At 61.4% G+C, this 24,030-nt stretch carries 24 protein-coding genes; 11 read left to right on the top strand and 13 right to left on the bottom strand.

Annotated elements, in window-relative coordinates:
• The first annotated feature begins 230 nt into the window (after positions 1-230).
• Positions 231-1,067, top strand: a complete 837-nt coding sequence (tcdA, locus tag AC3WR3_RS20280) for a tRNA cyclic N6-threonylcarbamoyladenosine(37) synthase TcdA (protein ID WP_492293219.1) — start codon at positions 231-233, stop codon at positions 1,065-1,067.
• Positions 1,068-1,088: 21 nt separating this feature from the next.
• On the opposite strand, the gene AC3WR3_RS20275 is transcribed toward tcdA, so the two are convergent.
• Together AC3WR3_RS20275 and AC3WR3_RS20270 are read right to left on the bottom strand one after the other, a co-directional pair.
• Entirely contained in the window at positions 1,089-1,523 is a 435-nt protein-coding gene (locus AC3WR3_RS20275; protein ID WP_492293217.1) for a SufE family protein, read from the bottom strand.
• A gap of 13 nt (positions 1,524-1,536) precedes the next feature.
• Positions 1,537-2,757, bottom strand: coding sequence for an aminotransferase class V-fold PLP-dependent enzyme (locus AC3WR3_RS20270; RefSeq protein ID WP_454010609.1), 1,221 nt, complete (start codon positions 2,755-2,757; stop codon positions 1,537-1,539).
• Between the two features lie 152 nt (positions 2,758-2,909).
• On the opposite strand from AC3WR3_RS20270, the gene rep reads away from it, so the two are divergent.
• Positions 2,910-4,922: a DNA helicase Rep gene (gene rep, locus AC3WR3_RS20265; RefSeq protein WP_492293215.1), complete on the top strand. Its 2,013-nt coding sequence runs from the start codon at positions 2,910-2,912 to the stop codon at positions 4,920-4,922.
• Between the two features lie 7 nt (positions 4,923-4,929).
• Here rep and AC3WR3_RS20260 read toward each other — a convergent pair whose 3' ends face one another.
• The 5 genes from AC3WR3_RS20260 to AC3WR3_RS20240 all read right to left on the bottom strand — a co-directional run bounded on the left by AC3WR3_RS20260 (position 4,930) and on the right by AC3WR3_RS20240 (position 11,146).
• Positions 4,930-7,203, bottom strand: coding sequence for a putative bifunctional diguanylate cyclase/phosphodiesterase (locus AC3WR3_RS20260; protein ID WP_492293213.1), 2,274 nt, complete (start codon positions 7,201-7,203; stop codon positions 4,930-4,932).
• 84 nt (positions 7,204-7,287) lie between these two features.
• Positions 7,288-7,740, bottom strand: coding sequence for a c-type cytochrome (locus tag AC3WR3_RS20255; protein WP_162519260.1), 453 nt, complete (start codon positions 7,738-7,740; stop codon positions 7,288-7,290).
• Positions 7,741-8,011: 271 nt separating this feature from the next.
• Positions 8,012-9,037, bottom strand: a complete 1,026-nt coding sequence (gene tdh / locus AC3WR3_RS20250; protein WP_043132655.1) for an L-threonine 3-dehydrogenase — start codon at positions 9,035-9,037, stop codon at positions 8,012-8,014.
• An 89-nt stretch (positions 9,038-9,126) separates the two neighbouring features.
• Positions 9,127-10,317 (bottom strand): glycine C-acetyltransferase, encoded by a 1,191-nt coding sequence (locus AC3WR3_RS20245; protein ID WP_492293211.1) that lies wholly within the window; start codon positions 10,315-10,317, stop codon positions 9,127-9,129.
• Positions 10,318-10,501: 184 nt separating this feature from the next.
• Complete coding sequence (locus AC3WR3_RS20240) at positions 10,502-11,146, bottom strand: TetR/AcrR family transcriptional regulator (RefSeq protein ID WP_025325250.1); 645 nt, start codon at positions 11,144-11,146, stop codon at positions 10,502-10,504.
• A 146-nt stretch (positions 11,147-11,292) separates the two neighbouring features.
• On the opposite strand from AC3WR3_RS20240, the gene rfaD reads away from it, so the two are divergent.
• The 5 genes from rfaD to AC3WR3_RS20215 are packed head-to-tail and all read left to right on the top strand — an operon-like array spanning position 11,293 to position 16,815.
• A complete protein-coding gene (rfaD, locus tag AC3WR3_RS20235; RefSeq protein ID WP_025325251.1) occupies positions 11,293-12,252 on the top strand; it encodes an ADP-glyceromanno-heptose 6-epimerase in 960 nt (319 codons plus the stop codon).
• Positions 12,253-12,301: 49 nt separating this feature from the next.
• A complete protein-coding gene (locus AC3WR3_RS20230) occupies positions 12,302-14,065 on the top strand; it encodes a bifunctional glycosyltransferase family 4 protein/polysaccharide deacetylase (RefSeq protein ID WP_492293208.1) in 1,764 nt (587 codons plus the stop codon).
• Positions 14,066-14,103: 38 nt separating this feature from the next.
• Positions 14,104-15,411, top strand: coding sequence for an O-antigen ligase family protein (locus tag AC3WR3_RS20225; protein WP_492293206.1), 1,308 nt, complete (start codon positions 14,104-14,106; stop codon positions 15,409-15,411).
• The gene (locus tag AC3WR3_RS20220; protein WP_492293204.1) at positions 15,392-16,123 is read left to right on the top strand and encodes a glycosyltransferase family 25 protein; all 732 of its coding nucleotides are present in this window, start codon (positions 15,392-15,394) and stop codon (positions 16,121-16,123) included. Before AC3WR3_RS20225 ends, AC3WR3_RS20220 begins: the two co-directional genes overlap by 20 nt.
• A complete protein-coding gene (locus AC3WR3_RS20215; protein WP_139437806.1) occupies positions 16,120-16,815 on the top strand; it encodes a glycosyltransferase family 32 protein in 696 nt (231 codons plus the stop codon). The genes AC3WR3_RS20220 and AC3WR3_RS20215 overlap by 4 nt, the downstream gene beginning before the upstream one ends.
• A 17-nt stretch (positions 16,816-16,832) precedes the next feature.
• On the opposite strand, the gene AC3WR3_RS20210 is transcribed toward AC3WR3_RS20215, so the two are convergent.
• The 4 genes from AC3WR3_RS20210 to AC3WR3_RS20195 form a co-directional block, all read right to left on the bottom strand.
• Entirely contained in the window at positions 16,833-17,882 is a 1,050-nt protein-coding gene (locus AC3WR3_RS20210; RefSeq protein ID WP_492293202.1) for a glycosyltransferase family 9 protein, read from the bottom strand.
• A 202-nt stretch (positions 17,883-18,084) separates the two neighbouring features.
• Positions 18,085-19,341, bottom strand: a complete 1,257-nt coding sequence (gene ulaA, locus AC3WR3_RS20205; protein ID WP_016349012.1) for a PTS ascorbate transporter subunit IIC — start codon at positions 19,339-19,341, stop codon at positions 18,085-18,087.
• Between the two features lie 60 nt (positions 19,342-19,401).
• Positions 19,402-19,689 (bottom strand): PTS sugar transporter subunit IIB, encoded by a 288-nt coding sequence (locus AC3WR3_RS20200; protein ID WP_265436764.1) that lies wholly within the window; start codon positions 19,687-19,689, stop codon positions 19,402-19,404.
• A 33-nt stretch (positions 19,690-19,722) separates the two neighbouring features.
• Positions 19,723-20,166, bottom strand: coding sequence for a PTS sugar transporter subunit IIA (locus tag AC3WR3_RS20195; RefSeq protein ID WP_247627779.1), 444 nt, complete (start codon positions 20,164-20,166; stop codon positions 19,723-19,725).
• A 251-nt stretch (positions 20,167-20,417) separates the two neighbouring features.
• On the opposite strand from AC3WR3_RS20195, the gene AC3WR3_RS20190 reads away from it, so the two are divergent.
• From AC3WR3_RS20190 to AC3WR3_RS20175, 4 genes are all read left to right on the top strand, one after another.
• On the top strand, positions 20,418-21,440 hold the full coding sequence (locus tag AC3WR3_RS20190) for a LacI family DNA-binding transcriptional regulator (RefSeq protein ID WP_492293200.1): 1,023 nt from the start codon (positions 20,418-20,420) through the stop codon (positions 21,438-21,440).
• 30 nt (positions 21,441-21,470) lie between these two features.
• On the top strand, positions 21,471-22,451 hold the full coding sequence (gene acuI, locus AC3WR3_RS20185) for an acrylyl-CoA reductase (NADPH) (protein ID WP_202048082.1): 981 nt from the start codon (positions 21,471-21,473) through the stop codon (positions 22,449-22,451).
• A gap of 72 nt (positions 22,452-22,523) precedes the next feature.
• A complete protein-coding gene (locus AC3WR3_RS20180; protein ID WP_080675028.1) occupies positions 22,524-22,646 on the top strand; it encodes a hypothetical protein in 123 nt (40 codons plus the stop codon).
• A 178-nt stretch (positions 22,647-22,824) separates the two neighbouring features.
• Positions 22,825-23,169 (top strand): DUF2799 domain-containing protein, encoded by a 345-nt coding sequence (locus AC3WR3_RS20175; RefSeq protein WP_139437792.1) that lies wholly within the window; start codon positions 22,825-22,827, stop codon positions 23,167-23,169.
• A 46-nt stretch (positions 23,170-23,215) separates the two neighbouring features.
• Here the strand turns inward: AC3WR3_RS20175 and AC3WR3_RS20170 are convergent, their stop codons facing one another.
• Positions 23,216-23,446 carry a hypothetical protein gene (locus AC3WR3_RS20170; protein WP_492293221.1) on the bottom strand — a complete coding sequence of 77 codons (231 nt, stop codon included), beginning with the start codon at positions 23,444-23,446 and terminating at the stop codon, positions 23,216-23,218.
• Between the two features lie 15 nt (positions 23,447-23,461).
• Positions 23,462-23,896, bottom strand: coding sequence for a flagellar basal body-associated protein FliL (locus tag AC3WR3_RS20165; RefSeq protein ID WP_139437790.1), 435 nt, complete (start codon positions 23,894-23,896; stop codon positions 23,462-23,464).
• Positions 23,897-24,030 lie beyond the last annotated feature (134 nt).

Below are 24,030 nucleotides of genomic sequence, written 5' to 3'. Positions count from 1 at the left end.
GCGGTAGTTCAGTCGGTTAGAATACCGGCCTGTCACGCCGGGGGTCGCGGGTTCGAGTCCCGTCCGCTCCGCCACTATTTAGAAAGCCCAGTCGAAAGACTGGGCTTTTTTTCGTTTCAAGCATGCCGACACTGCACGCATTTCCCCCTCGCCTCGACACCATTTTCACCCGATCATCGCCGCTGACCGTGGTTGCCGCTATAATGGCCGCCCTCAAGCAAGGTGGTGATATGAAAGCAGAATATCTACAGCGATTCGGGGGCATTGCCCGTCTTTATGGTCAGCGCGCCCTTGGTTCCTTCAGCCAGGCCAAGGTCTGTGTGGTGGGGATAGGCGGGGTCGGCTCCTGGGCGGCGGAGGCGCTGGCCCGCGCCGGTATCAACCAGATCACCCTGATCGACATGGATGATATCTGCATCACCAACACCAATCGCCAGATCCACGCCATGCAGGGGACGGTCGGTCGCCTCAAGACCGAGGTGATGGCCGAGCGCATTCGCGCCATCAATCCGGATTGCGAAGTGATCGAGGTGGACGATTTCGTTACTGCTGACAACCTGGCCGAGCATATCAAGCGGGAGTTTGACTATGTGGTGGACGCCATCGACTCGGTCAAGGCCAAGGTGGCGCTGATTGCCTTCTGCAAGCGCAACAAGATCCCGGTGATCGTAGCGGGCGGTGCCGGCGGGCAGATGGATCCGACCCAAATCACAGTGGCGGATCTGGCCAAGACCATTCAGGATCCGCTGGCGGCCAAGGTGCGATCCGACCTGCGCCGGTTGCACAACTTCAGCAAGAATCCGGCTCGCAAGTTCGGAGTGGAGTGTGTCTTTTCGACCGAGCAGCTGAGCTATCCCGATGGCAATGGCGGCACTTGTCAGGCCAAGGCGGCCAGCGACGGCAACATGAAGATGGATTGCGCCTCCGGCTTTGGCGCCGTGACGCCGGTGACGGCGACCTTCGGTCTGGTGGCCGCGTCCCGGGTCTTGAAGAAGATTGCCGAGCGGGGCGCCCGCGCCGAGAAAGAGGCCGGGAATGAAGACACAGGGTCGATTAGCGAAGCCTGATCGACCACTGAACAATGGGGGTTAGGCTGCCAGCTCCCGGATCGCCAGCACGATTGCCCTGAGCCCGTTGCCCCGTGACGGGCTCAAGTGTTTCTCCAGCCCAAGTTCGGTGAAATAGGCTTCCATATCAAAGGCCTGAATCACCTCTGCGGATTGGTGGTTGAGCGCCGCCAGCACGATGACGATCAGCCCGCGCACGATGCGGGCATCGGAGTCGCAGGCAAAGTGCCAGCAACCATCCTCGCTTTTCTCTCCCTTCAGCCAGGCCTGGCTTTCGCACCCTTTCAGGCGGTTCTCTTCCTGTTGCCACTCACCGGGCAGTGCAGGCAGCTGTTTGCCGAGCTGGATTATGAGGCGGTACTGGTTCTCCCAGCCAGGTGCGGCGGCAAACTGCTGGCGGATGCTGTCAGCGTCGGGCTCAAGGCCGATCCGGGTATAGGTTGCGAGGTCACTCATTCGATTGTCTGCCTTAGAAGAAATCACTTAACTTGTGCAGGGCCGCCAGCAGGGCTTCCACATCGTCCCGGTTGTTGTAACAGGCCAGGGAGACCCGCAGGGTGCCGCCTATACCGAGGCTGTCCATCAACGGCATGGCGCAGTGATGGCCGACTCGCAGTGCTATGCCCTGCATGTCGAGCAGGGTGGCGGCATCCTGGGGGTGGATGTCGTCCAGCAGGAAGGAGACGGCGCCTGCCCGTTGTGCTGGTTCCCCGATGAGGCGCAGGCCCGGCACCTGGCGCAGGCCAGCGACCAGATGGTCGGTGAGTGCCTGTTCGTGGCGCACCAGCGCAGCCCTGTCTTGGGTCCTGATAAAGTCGATGGCGGCAGCCAGGCCAATGGCCCCGGCGATATGGGGGGTCCCCGCCTCGAACTTGAAGGGCAGGGCGTTGAAGGTGGTGCCGCTGAAACTGACTCTGTCGATCATCTCGCCCCCCGCCTGCCAGGGCGGCATCCGCTCCAGCAATCCGGTTCTGCCCCAGAGCACGCCGATACCGGTCGGGCCGTAGAGCTTGTGACCGGAGAAGGCGTAGAAGTCGCAGCCTATGGCTTGCACATCTACCTCGAGGTGGGCCACCGCCTGGGCGCCGTCGATCAGCGTCAGGGCGCCAACCGCCTTGGCGGCAGCCACCATCCGGGTGATCGGATTGACGGTGCCGAGGGCATTGGAGACGTGGGCCACGCTCACCAGCCGGGTGCGCGGCCCCAGCATGGCCAGGTAAGCCTCCATATCCAGATCCCCGCGCTTATCCAGCGGAATGACCCGAATGATGGCGCCGGTGCGTTCGGCAATCAACTGCCAGGGGACTATGTTGGCGTGGTGCTCCAGGGTGCTGAGGACGATCTCGTCCCCTGCCTTGAGTTCGCTCATGCCCCAGCTCTGGGCCACCAGATTGATCGCCTCGGTGGTGCCGCGGGTCCAGATCACCTCGTGGCTGCGGGGCGCATTGATAAAGCGGGCGACCGTCTCGCGGGCCGCCTCGAAGGCGCGGGTGGCGCGGCCGCTCAGGGCATGGGCGGCGCGGTGCACGTTGGCGTTGTCGGCCCGATAGTAGTGAGCGATGGCGTCCAGCACCGCCTGCGGCTTCTGGGTGGTGGCGGCGTTGTCCAGATAGATCAGAGGGTGGCCGTTCACCTCCTGTGCCAGGGCCGGAAACTGGCTACGCAATTGGGCGTGCTGTTGCTGATTCATGCTCCCCTCACCTCCTCTGGAAAAGTCGGCCATGATCCGGAAAATGACGGGCAAACACAAGGCGAAGTGGCGGGATCCTGTGTCCGGTTTCGGCTGCCCGCGGGATCTCTGTTACAATGCCGCCCCTCATCATAAGCCAAGAGATCCGGCCCATGAAGCTCAACCCCAATCAGAACGAAGCGGTCAAGTTTGTCTCCGGCCCTTGCCTGGTGCTGGCGGGTGCCGGATCGGGCAAGACCCGCGTCATCACCAACAAGATCGCCTATCTGGTGCAGCAGTGCGGCTACAACGCCCGCAACATCGCCGCTGTGACCTTTACCAACAAGGCGGCGAGGGAGATGAAGGAGCGGGTCGGCCAGACCCTGGGCCGCAAGGAGGCGCGGGGGCTCATGGTCTCCACCTTCCATACCCTGGGGCTCGAGATCATACGTCGCGAGCACAAGAGCCTGAATCTCAAGGCGAACTTCTCCCTGTTCGACGATACCGACCAGCTGGCGCTGCTGAAAGAATTGACTGAGGCTGAGCTCGACAACGACAAGGACAAGCTGTCGGCCCTCATCAGCCAGATCTCCAACTGGAAGAACGACCTCATCCTGCCGGCGCGCGCCATGCGCATCGCCCGAGGGCCGGAAGAGGTGCTGATGGCCCAGCTCTACGAGCGCTATCACCGTCAGATGGTGGCCTACAACGCGCTGGATTTTGATGACCTCATCGTGATGCCGACCCTGCTGCTGAAGAACAACGAGGAGGTTCGGACCCGCTGGCAAAACAAGATCCGCTACCTGCTGGTCGATGAGTATCAGGACACCAACACCAGCCAGTACGAGCTGGTGAAACAGATCGTCGGCGAGCGGGCCCGCTTCACCGTGGTGGGGGATGACGATCAGTCCATCTACTCCTGGCGCGGTGCCAAGCCGCAGAACCTGGTGTTGCTGAACGAGGATTTCCCCAGCCTCAAGCTCATCAAGCTGGAGCAGAACTACCGCTCCAAGGGGCGCATCCTCAAGTGCGCCAACATATTGATCGCCAACAACCCCCATGTGTTCGACAAGGCGCTCTTCTCCGAGCTCGACTACGGGGTGCCGGTCAAGGTGCTGTTCGCCAAGAACGAGGAGCACGAGGCGGAGCGGATCGCCGCCGAGATGATGGGCCACAAGTTCATGAACCGCACCCGGTTCAAGGATTACGCCATCCTCTACCGGGGCAACCATCAGTCGCGCATCTTCGAGAAGGCGCTGATGACCAACCGCATTCCCTATCGCATCTCCGGTGGCACCTCGTTTTTCTCCCGCACCGAGATCAAGGACATCATGGCCTACCTCAAGCTGCTGGTGAATCCGGACGAAGACACCGCCTTCCTGCGGGTGGTCAATCTGCCGCGCCGGGAAATCGGCCCCACCACCCTCGAGAAGCTGGGGCAATACGCCAACCAGCGCGGCAAGAGCCTGTTTGCCGCCAGCTTCGAGCTGGGGCTGGAGCAGCACCTCTCCGGCCGTGGCCTCGTGGCCCTGCAGGCCTTCACCAACTGGCTGGTGCGGCTCGGCGATCAGGCGCTGCGAGGCAACCCGGTGGAGGCGGTGCGGGACATGATCAAGGAGATCCACTACGAGGAGTGGCTCTATGAGACCTCCCCCAGCCCGAAGGCGGCCGAGATGCGGATGCAGAACGTATCCACCCTCTATCGCTGGATCACCGAGATGCTGGAGGGGGACGAGCTGGAGGAGGCCATGACGCTCGCTCAGGTGGTCACTCGCCTCACCCTGCGGGACATGATGGAGCGCAACGAGGGGGAGGACGATGCGGATCAGGTGCAGCTGATGACACTGCACGCCTCCAAGGGGCTGGAGTTCCCCTATGTCTACATGGTGGGAATGGAAGAGGGCTTGCTGCCCCACCAGACCAGCATCGACGAGGACAACGTGGAGGAGGAGCGCCGTCTCGCCTACGTGGGTATCACCCGGGCCCAGACCGAACTGACTTTCACCCTCTGCAAGGAGCGGCGTCAGTATGGCGAGTCGGTGCGCCCCGAGCCGAGCCGTTTCCTGCTGGAGCTGCCCCAGGACGATCTGGAGTGGGAGAACCAGAAGAAGGTGACGGCCGAGGAGCGCCAGCAGAAGGGGCAGGTCGGCGTTGCCAACCTGAGGGCCCTGTTCAAGAAGGATTGAGAGAAGGCTAGGCCGGGGGCTCTGCGAGCAGCGGTATGATGTCGGATCCTGGCAGCGGCGGGGAGATGTGGCGCCCCTGCCCCAGGGCGCAGCCCAGCTCGATCAGCTTCTGCAGTTGCTGCTGGTTCTCTATGCCCTCGACCACCAGGGTGAAGTCGAGATCCTGACAGATGTCCCGCATGGCACGGATCAGCGCCAGATCCTTGGGGGAGTTCAGCATGCGATGGGTGAAGCTGTCATCCACCTTGATGTAGTCCACCGGGAAGTGGAACAGGGCATTGAGGGAGGAGAAACCGGTCCCGAAGTCGTCGAGGCTGATCTGGATCCCCTTGGCCCTGAGCTCATGGAGCGAGGTGAGGGAGTCGGCACTCTGCCTAGAGAGCTCCCGCTCGTTGAATTCGAAGATGAAGTAGCCGGGTATCACCCCCTCCTCCTCCATGATGTGGACCAGCGCCATAATCTGTTCGCGGCTGGCCAGGTGCTTGCCGGACAGGTTGAGCGATATCTTGAAGCGGCCGCCCCCCGAGAGCTGCAGCCAGCTCTTCAACTGCTGGCAGGTGCGTCTGAGGATCTGGCGATCCAGATCCTGAATGAGGCCGCACTGCTCGGCCAGAGGAATGAAGTCGAATGCATCCTTGAGCTCCCCCTCCTCCGTTATCCAGCGCGCCATCACCTCCAGACCGACCAGGCGGCTGTCACACAGCCTGATCACGGGCTGGAAGTAGGGGACAATCCGCCCTTCCCGCAATGCCCTGAACAGCCGCTCCTCCGGCGAGCCCGAGTGCTCCATGCAGGCGTCTGAGTACATGACGATGCGACTGCGGCCGTTGCGCTTGGCCTGGTACATGGCGAGATCGGCCTGGTGCAGCAGCTCGCTGATGTCCGTGGTCTGCTCCGACACACTGGCCACCCCCAGGCTGACGGTCACGGTCAGCTCATTGCCCTGAAGCCGGAACGGGTGGGCGATGCGGCCTACAATGCGGTTGAGTACGGGGCTGACGTCCTCCTCCTGCTGACTGTTGTCCAGATAGATGACGAACTCGTCGCCCCCCAGCCTGGCCACCATGTCATTTTGCCGGATGCAGCTCTGCAGGCGCTTGGCCAGCTCCTGCAGCAGCTGGTCACCGGCACTGTGGCCCAGGGCGTCATTGACCTGCTTGAAATGATCAACGTCGGCGAAGATCAGGGTGAAGCCGGCCGTCTGGTAACGGCGGTAACGGGTCATGGCGTGATGGAGGTGGTTCATCAGCAGGGCCCGGTTCGGCAACTGGGTCAGCGGGTCGTGCAGCGCATTGAACTGGAGTCGCCGCTCCAGCTCCTGATGATGCCTGAGTCGTTTCTGCAACCGCAGGTTGGTCTGGCGCAACTGCTGGAGCCGCTGGTTGATGGACTCTTCCGAGTTGAGTTCATCCAGCTGCTGCCTGACTCTCGTGAGCTCAAGCAGCAGGGTCAACTGGTGGCGCAGGAAGTCGAGGAACAGCCTGTCATCGGCTTCCAGGGGCTGGGCAGTATTGATGATGAGGTGGGCGAAATACTGCTGCTGCTGACGCAGTGGCAGGCTGTACCAGAACAATCCGGCCTCGCTGCGCTCTATGCTGTTGGTGCTGTGGCACAGGGCCCTGATGACGTCGTCAGCATAGGCAAGCCGCATCGGATAGAGTTTCTCCAGCCGCGAGTTGTCGAGGCGGACCAGCAGCATGTCATTGACGGCCAGCATCTGGCGCAGCACGGCCTCAAGCTGGGAAAACAGGGCATGCTGCGGCAGGTTGTGGGCCAACCGCATGATACGGCTGATTTTTTCAATCTTCTGCTGCCATTGGGGATCCCGTTGCATGAGGGGGGACGCCTGCCCCGCCAGCTGGGTGCCGGTCTGGGTTTCGTGCAGGCGCTTGGCCAGACACTCCAGCAGCAGTCTCAGGGTCGGGGTCTGTTCGGGGGCGCCGCGGGCCAGCAGCCATTGCACCTCATAGTGCTCCACCGCCTGCACGCACCATCCCTGATGTTCATCGAGCCGGGTGAGCTGTTCGGTGAGACGAGGCCCTTCACGCCCCAGTTGCTGCTTGAACGCCTCGGGCAGCCGATGTTCATACAACCAGTGCAGGCCGCCATCGGCCAGCCCCAGCATGGCAAAGTGCTGCAGGGGGCAGAGTCTGCCCAGCTGCTCTACCAGTCTGGCGTAGTCCTCAGGAGAGGCGATGCCGGGCGCGGGAAAATCCATGATGGAAGAAACGACCGCCAGCAAGGGGGGGGGATCTGGCGGTGTGAGGGGCTGGACTGACATGCAACACTCCCGAATTAACTCATCTACAAGCGTAGTCGGAAGTGATTGGATTGAAAGGGCTGCTATAGAAGCCCTTTCAACCACTTAGAGCTTGTCGATCATGTAGTGAATGGCGTTTTCGATCTCTTCGTCACTACAGGCCGCGCAAGTACCCCGTGCCGGCATCATGCCGGCCTTGCCGGTGAAGCCTTCGATGGCATGCTTGCGCAGGGTGTCGAACCCCTGGGCGATGCGTGGTTCCCAGGCGGCCTTGTCCCCGCGCTTGGGCGCGCCGGCCGCGCCGGTATCGTGGCAGGCAAAGCAGGCGCCCTTGAACACTGTCTCGCCATCCCGAGGGCCGGACGAGGCAGCAGCAGGGGCGGCCGCTGCGGTCGCAATGCCTTCCAGATCCTTGGCGGTGTAGACCTGGCCGACCGGGGCTATGCGCTCGGCGATGGCTTCCGTCGACATCTCATCGGCGGCAAGGACGGCGCCGGACAGGGTGGCGGCCGCCATCCCGGCAGCCAGCAAATAGCTCAGTTTTTTCAACACGCTCATGTACTCCCAGCAGGCTCTTATTATCCCTAGAAAACGACGGGATTATAACCGAATAGTTACAGGCATTTAAACGCTTGTGTGTGAAGTGTTAAGCAATCTGCGAACAAAGTTTCTGCGGCGGCAGGGGCAGCAGGCAAGGCAAGGGCAAAAAGAAACCCGGCTTTCGCCGGGTTTTTGCATTCAGCCGTGAAAAAGGCTGACTTGTCTCCACTCAGGATCCCGGTGCTGGACCGGGCCTTCGCACCTATCCACAAGCAGTTGTCCAGGCTTCTCAATCCCAGTTCAGGATCACCTTGCCGGACTTGCCTGAACCCATGGCTTCGAAGCCCTGCTGGAAGTCATCGATGTGGAAGTGATGGGTGATGATGGGGCTGAGATCCAGTCCAGACTGGATGAGGCTGGCCATCTTGTACCAGGTCTCGAACATCTCGCGGCCGTAGATCCCCTTGATGAACAGTCCCTTGAAGATCACCTTGTTCCAGTCGATGGCCATGGTGGAGGGGGGAATGCCGAGCATGGCGATCTTGCCGCCGTGGTTCATCTTGTCGATCATGTCCTGGAAGGCGCTGGGCACGCCGGACATCTCCAGCCCCACGTCGAAGCCTTCGGTCATGCCGAGCTCGGCCATCACGTCGGAGAGCTTCTCCTTGGCCACGTTGACGGCGCGGGTGGCGCCCATCTTGCGGGCCAGCTCCAGCCGGTATTCGTTGACGTCGGTGATCACCACGTGACGGGCGCCCACATGGCGGCAGACGGCGGCAGCCATGATCCCGATGGGGCCGGCGCCGGTGATGAGCACGTCTTCACCCACCAGATCGAAGGAGAGGGCGGTATGCACGGCGTTGCCGAACGGATCGAAGATGGCGGCCAGCTCGTCGGGGATGTTGTCCGGCAGCTTGAAGGCGTTGAAGGCCGGGATCACCAGGTATTCGGCGAAGGAGCCCGGGCGGTTGACGCCGACCCCTATGGTGTTGCGGCACAGGTGGGTGCGACCGGCGCGGCAGTTGCGGCAGTGGCCGCAGGTGATGTGGCCTTCGCCGGAGACGCGATCGCCGATGGCGAAGCCGCGCACTTCCTGGCCGACGGCGACCACCTCTCCCACATACTCGTGACCGACCACCATGGGCACGGGTATGGTCTTCTGGGCCCACTCGTCCCAGTTGTAGATGTGCATGTCGGTGCCGCAGATGGCGGTCTTGCGGATCTTGATCAGCAGATCGTTGTGGCCGAGCTCGGGAGCCGGGACGTCCGTCATCCAGATGCCGGCTTCGGATTTGAGTTTGGAGAGTGCTTTCATGACAGATTCCTCACGGCGCTGTGCCGGGTACAGAGGGTAATAAAATGGGGCCCAACCTTGGCCCCCGTTTTAATCAGCTAGCCATGTGATCAAATCACACCGAGCTCGCGGCCGATGCGGATGAAGGCATCGATGGCCTTGTCCAGCTGCTCGCGGGTATGGGCGGCAGACATCTGGGTACGGATGCGGGCCTGGCCCTTGGGCACCACGGGGAAGGAGAAGCCCACCACGTAGATGCCGGCGGCCAGCATGCGGCTCGCCATCTCGGCGGCCAGCTTGGCATCCCCCAGCATGACCGGAATGATGGCGTGATCGGCACCGGCCAGGGTGAAGCCGGCGGCGCTCATCCGGGTGCGGAAGTACTCGCTGTTCTCTTTCAACTGGGCACGCAGGGCGTGGCCATCGGCCAGCATGTCGATCACCTTGATGGTGGCCGAGACGATGGAGGGCGCCAGGGAGTTGGAGAAGAGGTAGGGACGGGAGCGTTGACGCAGCCAGTCGATCACCTCTTTCTTGCCGGAGGTGTAGCCGCCGGAGGCGCCGCCGAGCGCCTTGCCCAGGGTGCCTGTGATAATGTCGACCCGCTCCAGCACGTCGCAGTATTCGTGGGTGCCGCGGCCGTTCTCGCCGATGAAGCCCACCGCGTGGGAGTCATCCACCATCACCAGGGCATCGTACTTGTCGGCCAGATCGCAGATGGATTTGAGGTCTGCGATGACACCGTCCATGGAGAAGACGCCGTCGGTGGCGATCAGCTTGAAGCGGGCGCCGTCGGTATTGGCCTGCTTGAGCTGGGCTTCCAGCTCGGCCATGTCGTTATTGGCGTAGCGATAGCGCCTGGCCTTGCACAGCCGCACGCCGTCGATGATGGAAGCGTGGTTGAGTGCATCTGAGATGATGGCGTCTTCGGCGCCGAACAGGGTCTCGAACAGACCGCCGTTGGCATCGAAACAGGAGGAGTAGAGGATGCTGTCCTCGGTGCCGAGGAAGGCGGACAGCTTCTGCTCCAGCACCTTGTGCTGATCCTGAGTGCCGCAGATGAAGCGCACCGAGGCCATGCCGAAGCCGTGGCTGTCGAGCCCCTGATGGGCGGCGGCGATCAGATCCGGGTGGTTGGCCAGCCCCAGGTAGTTGTTGGCACAGAAGTTCAGAACCTGCTCGCCGCCCACCGCAATCTGGGCCTGCTGAGCCGAGGTGATGATGCGTTCCTGCTTGTATAGCCCTTCCGCCTTGACCTGTTCGAGCTGTTCGGCCAGGTGACGATAGAATCCGTTAGACATCCTCGGTCCTCATTGACTGTGTCGACTGTGTTATCAGGATCTTGGGCCGTGCGAGGTGCACGGACTGACGTCGTCGCGGTCGTGACGAAACCTCGACAGACCCTGGAATGGGCAACATTTTACTGCAATCGTTGCGCACCAATTCAAATTATTATGCTGATATTCAACAATTGTGAAACAGATCTCACCCTGCTGGTTGGGCCAGTTGGTGGTAGTGCTGCTCCAGTTGGCGGATCTGGGCGATCACCTGGGGCTGGACATAGGGGCGCAGCAGGAATAGCACCCGCAAGACCCCCTGATAAAGCAAGGGCTTGGTGATGCGGGTATGGGGCGCCTGGGCAATCTGGAAGGGGATCCAGCAGGTGACCACCATCTTGATGGTCTGGCCGAGATCCGGCAGGTCTTCGTCGCTGACGTCTATGATGCCACCCTCGCGCAGGCTCCTCAGCAGCGCCTCCACGGCGGCGCGCAGCTGCTCCTGGGCCTTGAGGTACTTGTGCTGCAAGGGTTCGTCGCGACTCAGGATGTCCGGCAGATTCGCGTAGAAGAAGCGGAACTGCCACATCAGATAGAAGATGGCATCCAGATAACCCATCAGATCTTCCAGCTTGATCTCGTGGCTGCGGGCCGGAGTGAAGCTCTCGCTCAGATGGCGGGCGTACTGATCGAAGATGGAGTGGATGATGTCTTCTTTATTGCGGAAGTGGTAGTAAAGGTTGCCCGGGCTGATGCCGAGATGGGCGGCAATGTGGTTGGTGGTGATGTTGCGTTCACCCTGATCGTTGAACAGCTCGGTGGCGCTGTGGATGATCCTGTCTCTGGTCTTCATCACTGATCCCTCTGCCGGGCCCTGTGCGCCGAGGTCGAATCCCCTGGCGGCCCGTGATAAACTTTTCGGCAATTTCAAATTGGCCCACTATACACAGCTTTAACAGGCAGTCACACGGGGCCATCAACGTACGCGAGGCAAACTCCATGATCGTAGTAACTGGCGGTGCTGGCTTTATCGGCAGCAATCTGGTCAAGCAGCTGAACGCTCAAGGACGGACCGATATCGTGGTCATCGACGACCTGACCGACGGCACCAAGTTCGTCAACCTGGTCGATCTCACCATCGCCGACTACATGGACAAGGACGAGTTCCAGGCGCGGATCGTCTCCGGTGACGAGTTTGAAGAGTGGGATGGCGGCATCGAGGTGATCTTCCACGAAGGTGCCTGCTCTGCGACTACCGAGTGGAACGGCAAGTTCATCATGGAGGTCAACTACGAGTACTCCAAGGATCTGTTCCACTACTGCATCGAGCGGGAAATTCCCTTCATCTATGCCTCCTCCGCCGCGACCTATGGCGGCCGCAACGACAACTTCATCGAAGATCCCAAGTTCGAGCAGCCGTTGAACGTCTATGGCTACTCCAAGCAGCTGTTCGATCAATACGTGCGCCGCTGGCTGCCGGAGATCGACTCCCAGGTGGTGGGCCTGAAGTACTTCAACGTCTACGGTCCGCGCGAACAGCACAAGGGTTCCATGGCCTCCGTCGCCTTCCACCTCAACAACCAGGTGAAGCAAGGGGACAATCCCAAGCTGTTCGAGGGCTGCGACGGCTTCCCGGATGGCGGCCAGATGCGCGACTTCATCTATGTGGACGACGTCTGCAAGGTGAACCTCTGGTTCTGGCAGAACCCGCAGCACTCCGGCATCTTCAACTGCGGCACCGGCCGTGCCGAGCCGTTCCAGAACGTGGCCGAGGCCGTGATCAAGCATCACCAGCAAGGCGCCATCGAGTACATCCCCTTCCCGGATCACCTCAAGGGTCGCTATCAGAGCTTCACCCAGGCCGATCTCACCCGCTTGCGTGGCGTCGGTTATGACGGCGAGTTCAAGACTGTCGCCGAAGGCGTGGCCGATTACATGGCCTGGTTGAACCGGGCTTGATCCCCCTCTGACGGGCGGCCCTGGCCGCCCGTCGATCGGATGCGCTTGCATGAACATATTGATGGCACTCTCCCAGCTCGAAGTCACGGGAGCTGAGGTCTATGCCACCACGGTCGGCAACGAGCTGACCCGGCGTGGTCACAACGTCTTTTACGTGTCAGATACCCTGACCAAGCCCACGCAAGGGCCCGTATTCAAGCTGAGGTTCAACAAACGCAGCATACTGCGCCGCTTCTGGCATGTGTTTTACCTCATCTATCTCATCAGGAAGCACCACATCCAGCTGGTCCATGCCCACTCCCGCGCCTCCGGCTGGAGCAGCTACGTGGCCTGCAAGCTGACCGGCACCCCCATGATCACCACAGTTCATGGTCGTCAGCCGGTGCATGCCTCCCGCAAGGCCTTCCATGCCCTTGGCTATCGGGCGGTTGCCGTTTGTGAAGATATCGCCCGCCAGATCATCGACAACCTGGGGGTGGATCCCGCCATGGTGCAGGTGCTGCGCAACGGCATAGAAACCGACAAATTCCAGCCTGTGCCTGCGCCGGATAATCCCAAGCCGGTGATCGCCATCATAGGGCGACTGAGCGGCCCCAAGGGGGAGCTCTGCTATCGCCTGCTGGACGAGGTGCTGGATCTGGACGCCAGCCAAGTCCGTGTCGTCAGCGGCACCCGAGTGCCGGAGCGCTTTGCCCGCTTCCAGGACAAGGCCGATTTCGTCGGCTATGTGGATGATGTGCCCGCCCTGCTGGCACAGTGCGATCTGGTGATCGGCGCCGGCCGGGTGGCGATGGAAGCCCTGCTGTGCGGCCGTCCGGCGTTTGCCATCGGCGAGGCCAAGGCCATCGGGCTGGTGACCGAACAGAATCTGGACGAGGCGCTGGCCAGCAACTTCGGCGACATAGGGCCCAGCGATCTGGCCATCGATTTTGCCGCGCTGAAGGGGCAGATAGCCCCTGCGCTCGCGAGCAAGAGCGCGCCGGACAGCCTGCGTCAGCGCATCCGGCAGGAGTATGACTTGCAGGAGGTGGTGAGCGGGCTCGAGTCCATCTATCAGGATGCCGTGGTCGAGACCCTGCGCCGGGAGATGCCGGTCATCATGTATCACCGCTTCATCGAGCAGGAGAGCGAGAAGGGGGTGCACGGCACCTGGCTGCCCATCGCCATGTTCGAGAAACACCTCAAGCTGATGAAGTGGCTGGGTTACGAGAGCCTGACGTTCGCCGATCTGGCAGAGAAAGGGTTTATCCACCGGCTGCAATACGGCAAGAAGTACCTGATGATCACCGTCGACGACGGTTATCGGGACAACCTCACCCGCATGCTGCCCCTGCTGGAAAAATATGGTTACAAGGCGGTGGTGTACATAGTGACCGGCGAGGATCACAATCGCTGGGACGTGGAGCATCCGACCCACCCCGATACGCCTGTGGCCCTGATGAATGGCGACGAGATCAAGGCGCTGGTGGCCTCCGGTCACGTGGAGATCGGTGGCCACACCCTGACGCACCCGCGCCTCAGCACGCTGGCTCCCGAACAGCAGGCCCAGGAGATCCGGGCCAACAAGGAGAGGCTGGAACGGCTGCTTGGCCAGCCGCTCCTGTCGTTTGCCTACCCTTACGGGGATCTGAACGAGAGCGCGAAAGCCGAGGCCTGTGCCGCAGGCTACCGCTATGCTGTGGCCACCAACAGCGGCCCCAGGGCCATGCATCGGGATCCGCTCCAGATCCGCCGGATCGCCATCTTCCCCCGCACCGACATGTTCGGGTTGTGGCGCAAGATCCGTGGCAACTATGTCTTCAGAAAATCTTGATGGGAAAATACACATTGCTCGGGATGAAAGATCAGGCCTTGTCGACGAATCACGATTTCCTCGGCTTTTTTCACGGCAAGGCGTTCAGCAGCTTCATCTTCCTGAATATTCTGGGTTACACCCTGTTCAAGGATTCGATACAGCTGATCGCCGACGTCTGCCAGACCATCATCGTCTTCGCGACTCTGCTGGCATTCTATGTGGACAGGGCTTTTTTCATAAAAAACAGAGTCTTTCAACTGCTCTGTCTGGCCGTGGTGATACAGTGCCTGAGCTGGGTGTCATCGCGATATTATGTCCATGACTATGCCCTCAAGTACCCTTCGGTGAAGTCGATGGCCTACCTCTTCTTCTTCATCGGCCTCGCCTACTGGCTGAAGGGGGACACTCGCCGCATCGTTATCACCTTGCTGACCTTCTGCGTCGGGGTGGTCTTCACCTTTGCCTACCACTCGGCCTTTTTCTCCATCTTCGAGACGGGGCTCGACGGTGCCAGGGTGGATTTCAATTACCGCAATGCCCAACATGGCTCCCTGATCGCGGGGGCCTGTTTCCTGTTTTTTGCCCTGTTGCTGCTCACCTCAAAATTCAGGAAACTGTCGCTGATCAATGGGGGCATACTGCTCGGCATAGTGCTGTTCGGCGTCTTCTCCATCATTTTGCAATCCCGCCAGTCCTGGCTGGCCATCTCGGTCTCCCTGGCCATTCTTCCCTTGCTGGGGGATGGTGAGCATTGGCCAACACGCAAGGTGGTCATGACCTATGCCATCTTGCTGGTGACCGTGCTGGCCCTTTATCAGGTCCCATTCATCAGGGAGAGGCTGCTGTCAGGCTTTGGGCATCAAGGGGATCTGCATGCCATCTTGACGGGCAACTGGACCGAGGTGCAGGATTTCAGCATAGGAGTCAGGCTGAGGACCTGGCTGGAGGCCATCCAGTGGTTCCTGGCACACCCGCTCTTCGGTACCGGCTATGGCAGTCAATCACTGGTCATTACCCTGTCCAAGACCCTGCCGGACTACATCACCCAGGAGTTCCGTCATCTGCACAACTCCAACATGGAGACTCTGGTGTGCTGGGGGATCGCCGGGTTCCTGGTGCTCTATGGCACACTCTTCACCGTGGCCCGTCAGGTGTTGTCCTGTTCGAGTTCTTCACGTTTCATCAAGATGCTGACCATCTCTTTCATCATCTATTGGCTCATCATCAACAACTTCGAATCCTTTTTCTACATGCGCTCCGGGCAGTGGGTATTCAGCGTCTTCATGGGCGCCATCTACTCGGTTGCACTGCATGGAGAACTGAAGCAGTTTGCAAGGGAAGGTCATGAAAATTTACGTCATTAGTCTGGAGCGGGCCGTCGAGCGGCGCAGTCGCGTCGAGTCCGTCCTGGCGGCCAGAGGCATCGATTTCGAGTTTTTCAATGCGGTGAATGGCTTTGAAGGTCTCCCTGAGCGGTTGCAGGCCTTGCCGGATGACCAGCACAGGATCCGTTTCAGGAGCCGACCGTTGACCCCGGGGGAGAAGGGCTGTTATGCCAGCCACTTCCTGTTGTGGGAAAAGTGCGTCGAACTCAATGAGCCCATCCTGATTCTGGAAGATGACTTCCTGCCTACCCAGTATTTTGAAGAGGTGCTGGGGACCCTGCCCAAGGTCCACGAGCAGTATGAGTATGTGAAGGTGGAACCCCAGGTCGGGTCGGCCACCGCACTGACCACCATAGACAACATGCAGCTGATGTTCTGGCACAACAACTCCTGCTGGACCACGGGTTACAGCATCTCGCCCCAGGGGGCTCGCCGCCTGCTGGCGCACAGCAAGCGGTGGCTCTGTTCGGTCGACAACTTCATCGGTGAGTCCTATCGTACCGGCCTCATCTGCACCGGCCTTATCCCCTATGCCATCTACAGTCCGCGGGACATGGGCAGCGATATCCAGAATCAGGTCGAACTGAAGAAGGTGCCGCTGGGGTTCAAATTGACCCGTGAGTTGTACCGCTTCTACCGGTTCATCAGAATGACCCTGTGGAACATGAAGCACTGCGGGGGCAAGTCATGAGCGCGACCAATAAAACCATTCACGCCATCTGGCTGGGCAACCGGCTGCCTCCTCTGGCCCATGTGTGCATCGACGACTGGCGAAAGCAGGGTTACGACTACAAGCTGTGGCTGGATACGGACCCGCAGATAAAGCGCTGGATCCAGGAGTGCACCTTTGCACGGGAGTGCTACCGACGGGGTTTGCTGGCCTTCGTGACCGATTACCTGCGCCTCAAGATCCTCGCCCAGGAAGGGGGTCTCTATCTGGATACCGATGTCACCATCAACCAGGATCCCTTCCCGCTCTTCGAGTCAGTGGCGTTTGGCGCAGGCTACGAGTCCGATCGGCTGGTCGGCACCGCTGTCATCTACGCCAGGAAAGAGTCGGTGATGTTGTCCGAGCTGGTGCGGTTCTATGAAGAGGAGATCATGTCTTCCCCCATGTACATGGGGCCCGAGATCATGACCAGACTGGTGGCAGACAAGCTGGCACAGTCCGGCGATGCCGCCCTGATCGCCCCGGTTCATTACTTTTACAACTATCAGGGGGAAGCGATTCACTTTGAGCCCGCTGCGGAGCGCTACATGACGCACTGGTTCCAGCACAGCTGGAAGCGCTCATCCGGCCTCATCTTCCTGCGGGCCAAGTCCAAGGGGTGGTCCGGATACCTCTATGAGTGGCAGAAGGAGTTCTTCCGTCTGAGGAAGTGACGACCCGACGCTGTCGACTACCCGACTGGCATAAGGTCGGGGGTCGGCTCTTCCGGTTTGCCATGGGGCTGCGTCACTTCGTCCCAGAGCATGCTCAGCTGGTGTTGAACGGCCAGGACTTCCTGCTGCGCATCCTGATGGTTGGTATCGATGAATCGATAGCGGGGATGAGAGACGGGATTGGCGATGGCGGAGTGCCCCAGGGGAGAGACTATGGTCAGCAGCGGTATGTCCAGCGCCTGCGCGATATGCCGCGGACCTGTGTCGTTGCCGACGAACAGCTGGCAGTGGGCGATGAGCCCTGCCAATTCCCGCACCGAGCGGGTCTGTATGCGGTCAAACACGCTGGTCTGCAGCGTCTCTGGCAGCAAGGGCTTCAGGCTGCGGTTGTACTCTTCCTCCCCAGGGCCGCAGTAGATCAGGATCTGGGCGTGGTGCTGCTCGATGAGCCAGCGCGCGACCTCGGCGAAACAGTCGATGGGCCAGCGCTTGTAGTGCCCAAGGGAGTTGACCCCCATGGCGATCAGCGGCCTGCCCGTATCTATGCCGGCGGCCTGCAGTGTCTCCCGTCCCCGTTGCTTCTCCGCTTCACTCAGCCAGAGATAGTAGTTGCGATCCTCCTTGGCGAGCCCCAGGGGCTTTAGCAGCGAGAACCTGTCATCCACCAGGGTGCTGTTGCCCTGATGTTCGGTGTCGTGGCGAAAGCGCACTATGCGGTTGTGGCCGAGTCGCCAGGGGAAGGAGTCGAAGCCGATCCGCAGTGTTGCCCCCGAGATGAGGCAGGTGAGCAGGCCTATCATCTGGCCCTGGCTGTTGATCACCACGTCATAGCGCTCGCGGCGAATGCCCAGCAGCAACTCTTTCATGTAGCGCCACTCGTTGCGGCGCGCCTTCTCGATGACGATCAAGCGATCTATGTTGGGATTCCCCTCCGCCATCCCCGCGCAGTAATCCATGACCAGATAGTGAACCTCCCCGGCGGGGTCGTGCTGCTTGAGGTTGTTGCACAGTGCGGTGGAGATCAGCACATCTCCTATCTGTTTGGTTTGTACTACCAGGTATTTCATGGAAGAGGCCTCGGGTGAGGTCGGGTGGAACGTCAGCGCATCAGCATATCGCACTCCCCCGTCAGATGCTGCCGCTGTGGGCTGAAAATCCGATCCAACGCACTGTGTTTGCACATATTTTCGGCGTCGATGGGGTGAGGCTGCCGCAAGCAACAGGCGCGGCCCATAGACCGCGCCTGCTGACTATCTGGTCGAAGCGGCCTCAGCGCACTATCAGGCCCAGTAGTATGCCCACCACGCCGAAGTCGGCATCGCTGAAGGTGGTGTTGGCAAAGCCGAGATCCCCCAGCACCGGCAGCAGGAACACCGGCAGGAAGGTGATCAGCAGGCCGTTGGCGAAGGCTCCCAGCAGGGCGCCGCGACGGCCGCCAGTGGCGTTGCCGAACACACCGGCCGCCGCGCCGACGAAGAAGTGCGGCACCACCCCCGGAATGATGACGGTGAGCCCCAGCAGATAGAGCAGCACCATGCCCACCAGGCCGGCGGCGAAGCTCGACAGGAAGCCGATCAGCACCGCATTGGGGGCGTAGGGGAAGACGATGGGGCAGTCGAGCGCCGGTTTGGCGTTTGGCACCAGCTTGTCGGAGATCCCCTTGAAGGCCGGCACTATCTCGGCGATGACCATGCGCACCCCCTGCAGGATGACGTAGACCCCGGCGGCGAAGGTGATGGACTGCATCAGGGAGAACATGAACCAGTGCTTGCCCTTGGCGACGCTGGCGACGAACTCGGGCCCGGCGAAGGCGGAGGTGATGAGGAAGATGATGCCCATGGTGAAGGAGATGGCCACCGGGGTGTCACGCAGGAACAGCAGGCTCTTGGGCACCTGCACCTCTTCGCTGCTGTGGGCCTTGTTGCCAAATTTGGCACCGATCCAGCCGGCCAGCACGTAGGAGCAGGTGGAGAAGTGGCCGAGTGCCACGTCGTCCGAGCCGGTGATCTGCTTCATGTAGGGGTGGGCGAGAGCCGGGAACAGCACCATGGTCACGCCGACCACCAGGCTGCCCACCGCGATGAGCGGAATGCCGCTCATGCCGCCGGCGGAGAGGATGGCCGCCACCATCATCGACATGAAGAGGGTGTGGTGACCGGTCAGGAAGATGAATTTCCAGGGGGTGAGGCGGGCGATCAGTATGTTCACCAGCATGGCGAAGAACATGATCATCGCCATCTCCTTGCCGAACGACTGCTGGGCGATGGAGACGATGGCCTCGTTGTTGGGGACCACCCCCTTGATGCCGAAGGCGTGCTGGAAGATGGCGGCGAAGTCGCCCAGCGAGTTCACCACCAGGGTGGCACCGGCCCCCAGGATGACGAAGCCCATGATGGTCTTGACCGTGCCCTTGATGCACTCGGTCACGGGTTTCTTCTGGGCAATCAGGCCGATAAGGGCGATCAGGCCGACCAGCACGGCCGGCTCCGACAGCACGTCAAACATCAGAAAATTGAAAAATTCCATGGTCAGCTCCAATCAGAGGAAAGGGGCGGCCCGCAGGCCGCCCAGAGAGTTGCAAAAGGATTAGAGTGCGCCCAGCTCGCGCAGGGCGGTGGCGAGCCTTTCTTTCATGGCGGCCTTGTCGACCATGTTGTCCAGGGAGACCAACCGGCCGTTGACCCCCATGGATTGCAACTGCTCGGCGATGTCCCGAGTGGCGATAAAGATGTCGGCGGTCTCGCTGCCGGCGGAGGCGAGATCCCGGTGATCCACCTCGGCGGTGACGCTCAGCTCCTTGAGGATGCTCTTGATGCTCATCTCCATCATCAGGCTGGTGCCCAGGCCGTGTCCGCATACAACCAGAATGTTCATTGTCATTTTCCTCAGTCGGGCGCAGGGCGCCGCTCAGTAACGCGCCAGTATGCGCAGGATGTCGTCTTTGGTGTCGGCCGCCATGATGGCCGCCACGTCCTCTTCGTTCATGAACAGCTCGGCCAGCCGGGCTATGGTCTCCACGTGGGAGTTGCCGTCGCTGGCGGCCAGGGTGATGAGCAACCGGACCGGGTCGTTGCCCTCGGAGCCGAAGTTGACCCCCTCCTTCAGCACCGTCAGCGCCAGCCCCAGCCGGTTGACGCCGTCTTCCGGGCGGGCGTGGGGCATGGCCAGGCCCGGGCCCAGCACGTAGTAGGGGCCGAGCTCCTCGTGGGAGCGAAACAGCGCCGCCACATAGGAGGGCGCTATGGTGCCGTTGGCCAGCAAGGGAGCGGTGGCGAGCTCGATGGCATGGCGCCAGTCGCGGGCTCCCGCTTCGATGGAAATGACCTCCTCGGTCAGCAATTGAGTCAGCATGGCAGTGTCCGGCTGGATGAGATGGCGCCAATCTAGCGATCTCGCCGGTGGATAACCGTGAGCTGGATCTCGAAAGTTAGCGCTACCAGATAGCGCTAACATCGATCTGTGATAGCGCTATCATTTATACCATGAGCGGGATTCATCTTGCCCCGTCACTCCGTCGAAGGAGGTAAAATCCGGCTTGAGCAAATAGTCAGTGCCGCACTTTTGCCTTAAAGTGAGTACCCGCATGCCGAGGAAGGGAAAGGATGTCAGAAGCGAAGAAACGCCGTAGCACGGGTCGGGTGACCCTCAACGAAGTGGCCCAGCTGGCCGGGGTGGGGGCCATGACGGTGTCGCGCGCCCTGCGCACTCCGGAGCTGGTGTCGGACAAGATGCGCGAGCGCATCGAGGCGGCGGTGGATGAACTCGGCTATATCCCCAACCGGGCGGCGGGGGCGCTGGCTTCCGCCACCTCCCAGACCATAGTGGTCATAGTCCCCAGCCTGGCGGAGCGCGCCTGCGGCGACATGATAGCCGGCCTGCAGCAGACCCTGCTCGCCGAGGGCTACCAGATCATGCTGGGGGACGCCCAGCACCTGAAGCGGCAGGAAGAGAGCCTGCTCAGCAACTTCCTGCAGCACAACCCGGCCGCCGTGGTGCTGTTTGGCGGCGATCCCGGCGAAACCATACGCACCCGGTTGAAGGCCGCCCGCCTGCCGGTGGTGGAGGTGGGCGCCATGGCGCGCCAACCCATCGACATGAACGTGGGGGTCTCCAACTTCGATGCCGGCTATCAGCTGACCCGTCACCTCATCGAGCGCGGCTACCGCAACATAGGTTTTCTCTGTGCCCGCCAGGAGCAGTGGATGCTGCAACAGCGCATGCAGGGCTGGCAGAAGGCGCTGCTGGACAACTACCTCTCCCCCGACGCCATCATCAACACCTCGGAACTGCCGAGCTTCAGCACGGGGGCGGCCATGCTGGGGGAGTTTCTGCTGCGCTGGCCCGAGCTGGATGCGCTGGTGTGCGTCAACGACGAGCTGGCGGCGGGCGTGCTGTTCGAGTGCCAGCGCCGCCACCTGAGCGTGCCCGGCAAGCTCGCCATCGCCGGTTTCGACGACCTGGACGTGGCACGGGCCTGCTATCCGGCGCTCACCTCGGTCAGGATCCCCTATCACCAGATGGGCCAGGAAGCGGCCGATCTCATCCTGCGTCAGCTGGCAGGCGAGACGGTGGCCGGCCTGGCCCTGACCCTGGATTTTCAACTGCAAAGGCGTCAAAGCACCTGATGGGTGACGTCACAACATCGAGAGGCAAGCATGTTCAAGGCTCTGTTACTGGACAACCAAGATGGCAAGACCAAGGCAACTCTGACCCAGCTGGCCGAGAGCCAACTGCCGGCGGGGGAGGTGCGGGTGGCGGTGAGCTACAGCTCCCTCAACTACAAGGACGGGCTGGCCATCACCGGCAAGGGCAAGATAGTGCGCCAGTGGCCGCTGGTGCCGGGCATCGACTTCGTCGGCACTGTGCTGGAGTCGGCCGACAGCCGCTACCAGAGCGGTGACAAGGTGGTACTGACCGGTTGGGGCGTGGGGGAAGGACACTGGGGCGGTATGGCCGAACAGGCGCGGGTCAAGGCCGACTGGCTGGTGCCGCTGCCGGCCGGGCTGGATGAGCGCCAAGCCATGTGCATCGGCACCGCCGGCCTCACCGCCATGCTCTGCGTGCTGGCGCTGGAAGAGGCGGGCATAACCCCCGACAGCGGTGAGGTGCTGGTGACAGGTGCCGCCGGTGGAGTGGGCACCACAGCCGTCGCCCTGCTGTCTGCGCTGGGCTATCGCGTCGCGGCCCTGACCGGCCGTCCCGAGGAGCAGGGCGCCATGCTGACGGCGTTGGGTGCCAGCCGCATAGTGCCGCGCAGCGAACTGCTGGAGCCTGCCAAGCCGCTGGAGAAACAGCTGTGGGCCGGTGCGGTCGACACCGTCGGCAGTCAGGTGCTGGCCAAGCTGCTGGCCCAGATGAACTATGGCGGCGCCGTGGCCGCCTGCGGCCTGGCGGGCGGTTTCGATCTGCCCACCAGCGTCATGCCCTTCATCCTGCGCAACGTGCGCTTGCAGGGGGTGGATTCGGTGATGTGCCCGCTGGCGCGCCGTCAACTGGCCTGGCAGCGACTGGCGCGGGATCTGCCCGCCAGCTTCTTCGCCCAGGCGGTCACCGAGATCGGGCTGGAGCAGGTGGTGGAGGCCGCCGAGGCCATCACCCAGGGTCGGGTAGCGGGGCGCACCCTGATCAGGCTCTGACCGGCACCACTGGCGAGCCCCATTTTTCTGGATAGACTTTGAAGGCCGGTGCACTATCCAAGGAGAATGAGCATGGGTACGCAGACGCCGGATTTCGAGCTCGACGATGAGTGGGAGCCGGAATCCTGGGAAGACGAGCTGGAGGAGCTGGACGACGAGGGCTGGCAGGACTATGACCCCCTCGACGATCAATGACTCCCTGTAACGCGTGCGGGCGGGCCTGGTGGCCCGCCCGATTTTTTGTGCGTTCGGCAGCATGCCCCTTGGTGGCCGGGCGAGGCTCTGGTTAGAATGAACTGCTCAAATGGCGCTGTGGGAAGAGGGATGCCCGTCAGGCCAGAGACGCCATAAACCACTCAAACAACGCCCAAGGATGATTATGCGCTCACTCGTCATCATGCTCTGTGCCACCCTGCTCGGGGGCTGTGTCTCCAACTCGGACGATCCCTGCGAAAAGGTGTGGAGCGACGTCGGGGAAGCCGATGGCAAGCTGGGGTTTGCCGATGACAGGGTGGCATTCCACCAGACACAGTGCGGCGACAAGGTGGACGTTGCCATGTGGCAGCAGGGCCGCCAGAAGGGATTGGCCTGGTATTGCCGCCCGGAGCACCTCTATCTGGCCGGGCGATCGGGGGAGGAGTACCGCGGTGTCTGCCCCAATGACGTCCAGGCCCGCAGACTGTTTGCGCAGGGTCGTCAGGGCTGGACCGATCAATAGGGCGCCCCCCTTATTCCAGACGCTTGAGCGGCGAGTTGCGGGGGACTTACTCCCCTTTCTCCTTCAGTCGCAGCGGCTGGCACAGGTACTCTTTGTCATTGGCGCTGCGGGCGCATTTGCCGCACACGAACTTGGGTTTGCGCAATATCTTGCGCAGTATCTTGAGATCGGCGGGGATCTCGTGACGGCGCCATTCACACAGCGTCTTGTGGCCCATGACGATGACTTCCTCGACAGTGAATGGGAGCGGCAGGGAGAGCAGACTGCCGGTCGGCACCCTGCTCGCTGTTCATTACTGATAAAGATACTTGGTGAAGATGAGCTCGCGTACCGCCTTCTTGCCGGTCTCTCTGACCAGCAGTTCGTTGACCTTGGCCTCGCACTCCTTGCGCAGCTCTTCCCGGCTCACCAGAGACTTGATCTGGGCCCCCGTCTTGCTGCCAATCAGGCGAATGATGGCGTCGCGGATCAGGGGGTCGTGCTGCTCCAGCAACTTGAGATCGGCGGCGTTTTCGGCCATCAGCTCCACCGTCACCCGCACATAGCCCAGGGTTTTGCCATCGCCGAGGTAGTTGGTGATGATGTCCGGATCCAGCGCGTGATAGGCGAATCCCGGCTGGACGGCGGCGGAGGCCGGATCGGCGGCCGCTTCCTCGTTGGCGAAGGCGTGGGTATTCAACAGGGTACAACCCAGGGATAACACCAGCAGAATTCTGAAGATCTTCATCTAGATGGCTCGGCAGCGACGGATGCCCCATTTTTGATGCTGCCATCGGGGCCGTCAAGCACGGATGTTCTTACAATTCGCCATTGATTTACGGATAATAAACGGGATTTTAACCTGACAACGGAAATCTCCGG

It is taken from the genome of Aeromonas sp. EU05-FHT14A05 (assembly GCF_058791175.1).
The sequence above is the reverse complement of the archived record's forward strand: the minus strand, read 5'-3'. Positions and strand labels throughout refer to the sequence as shown.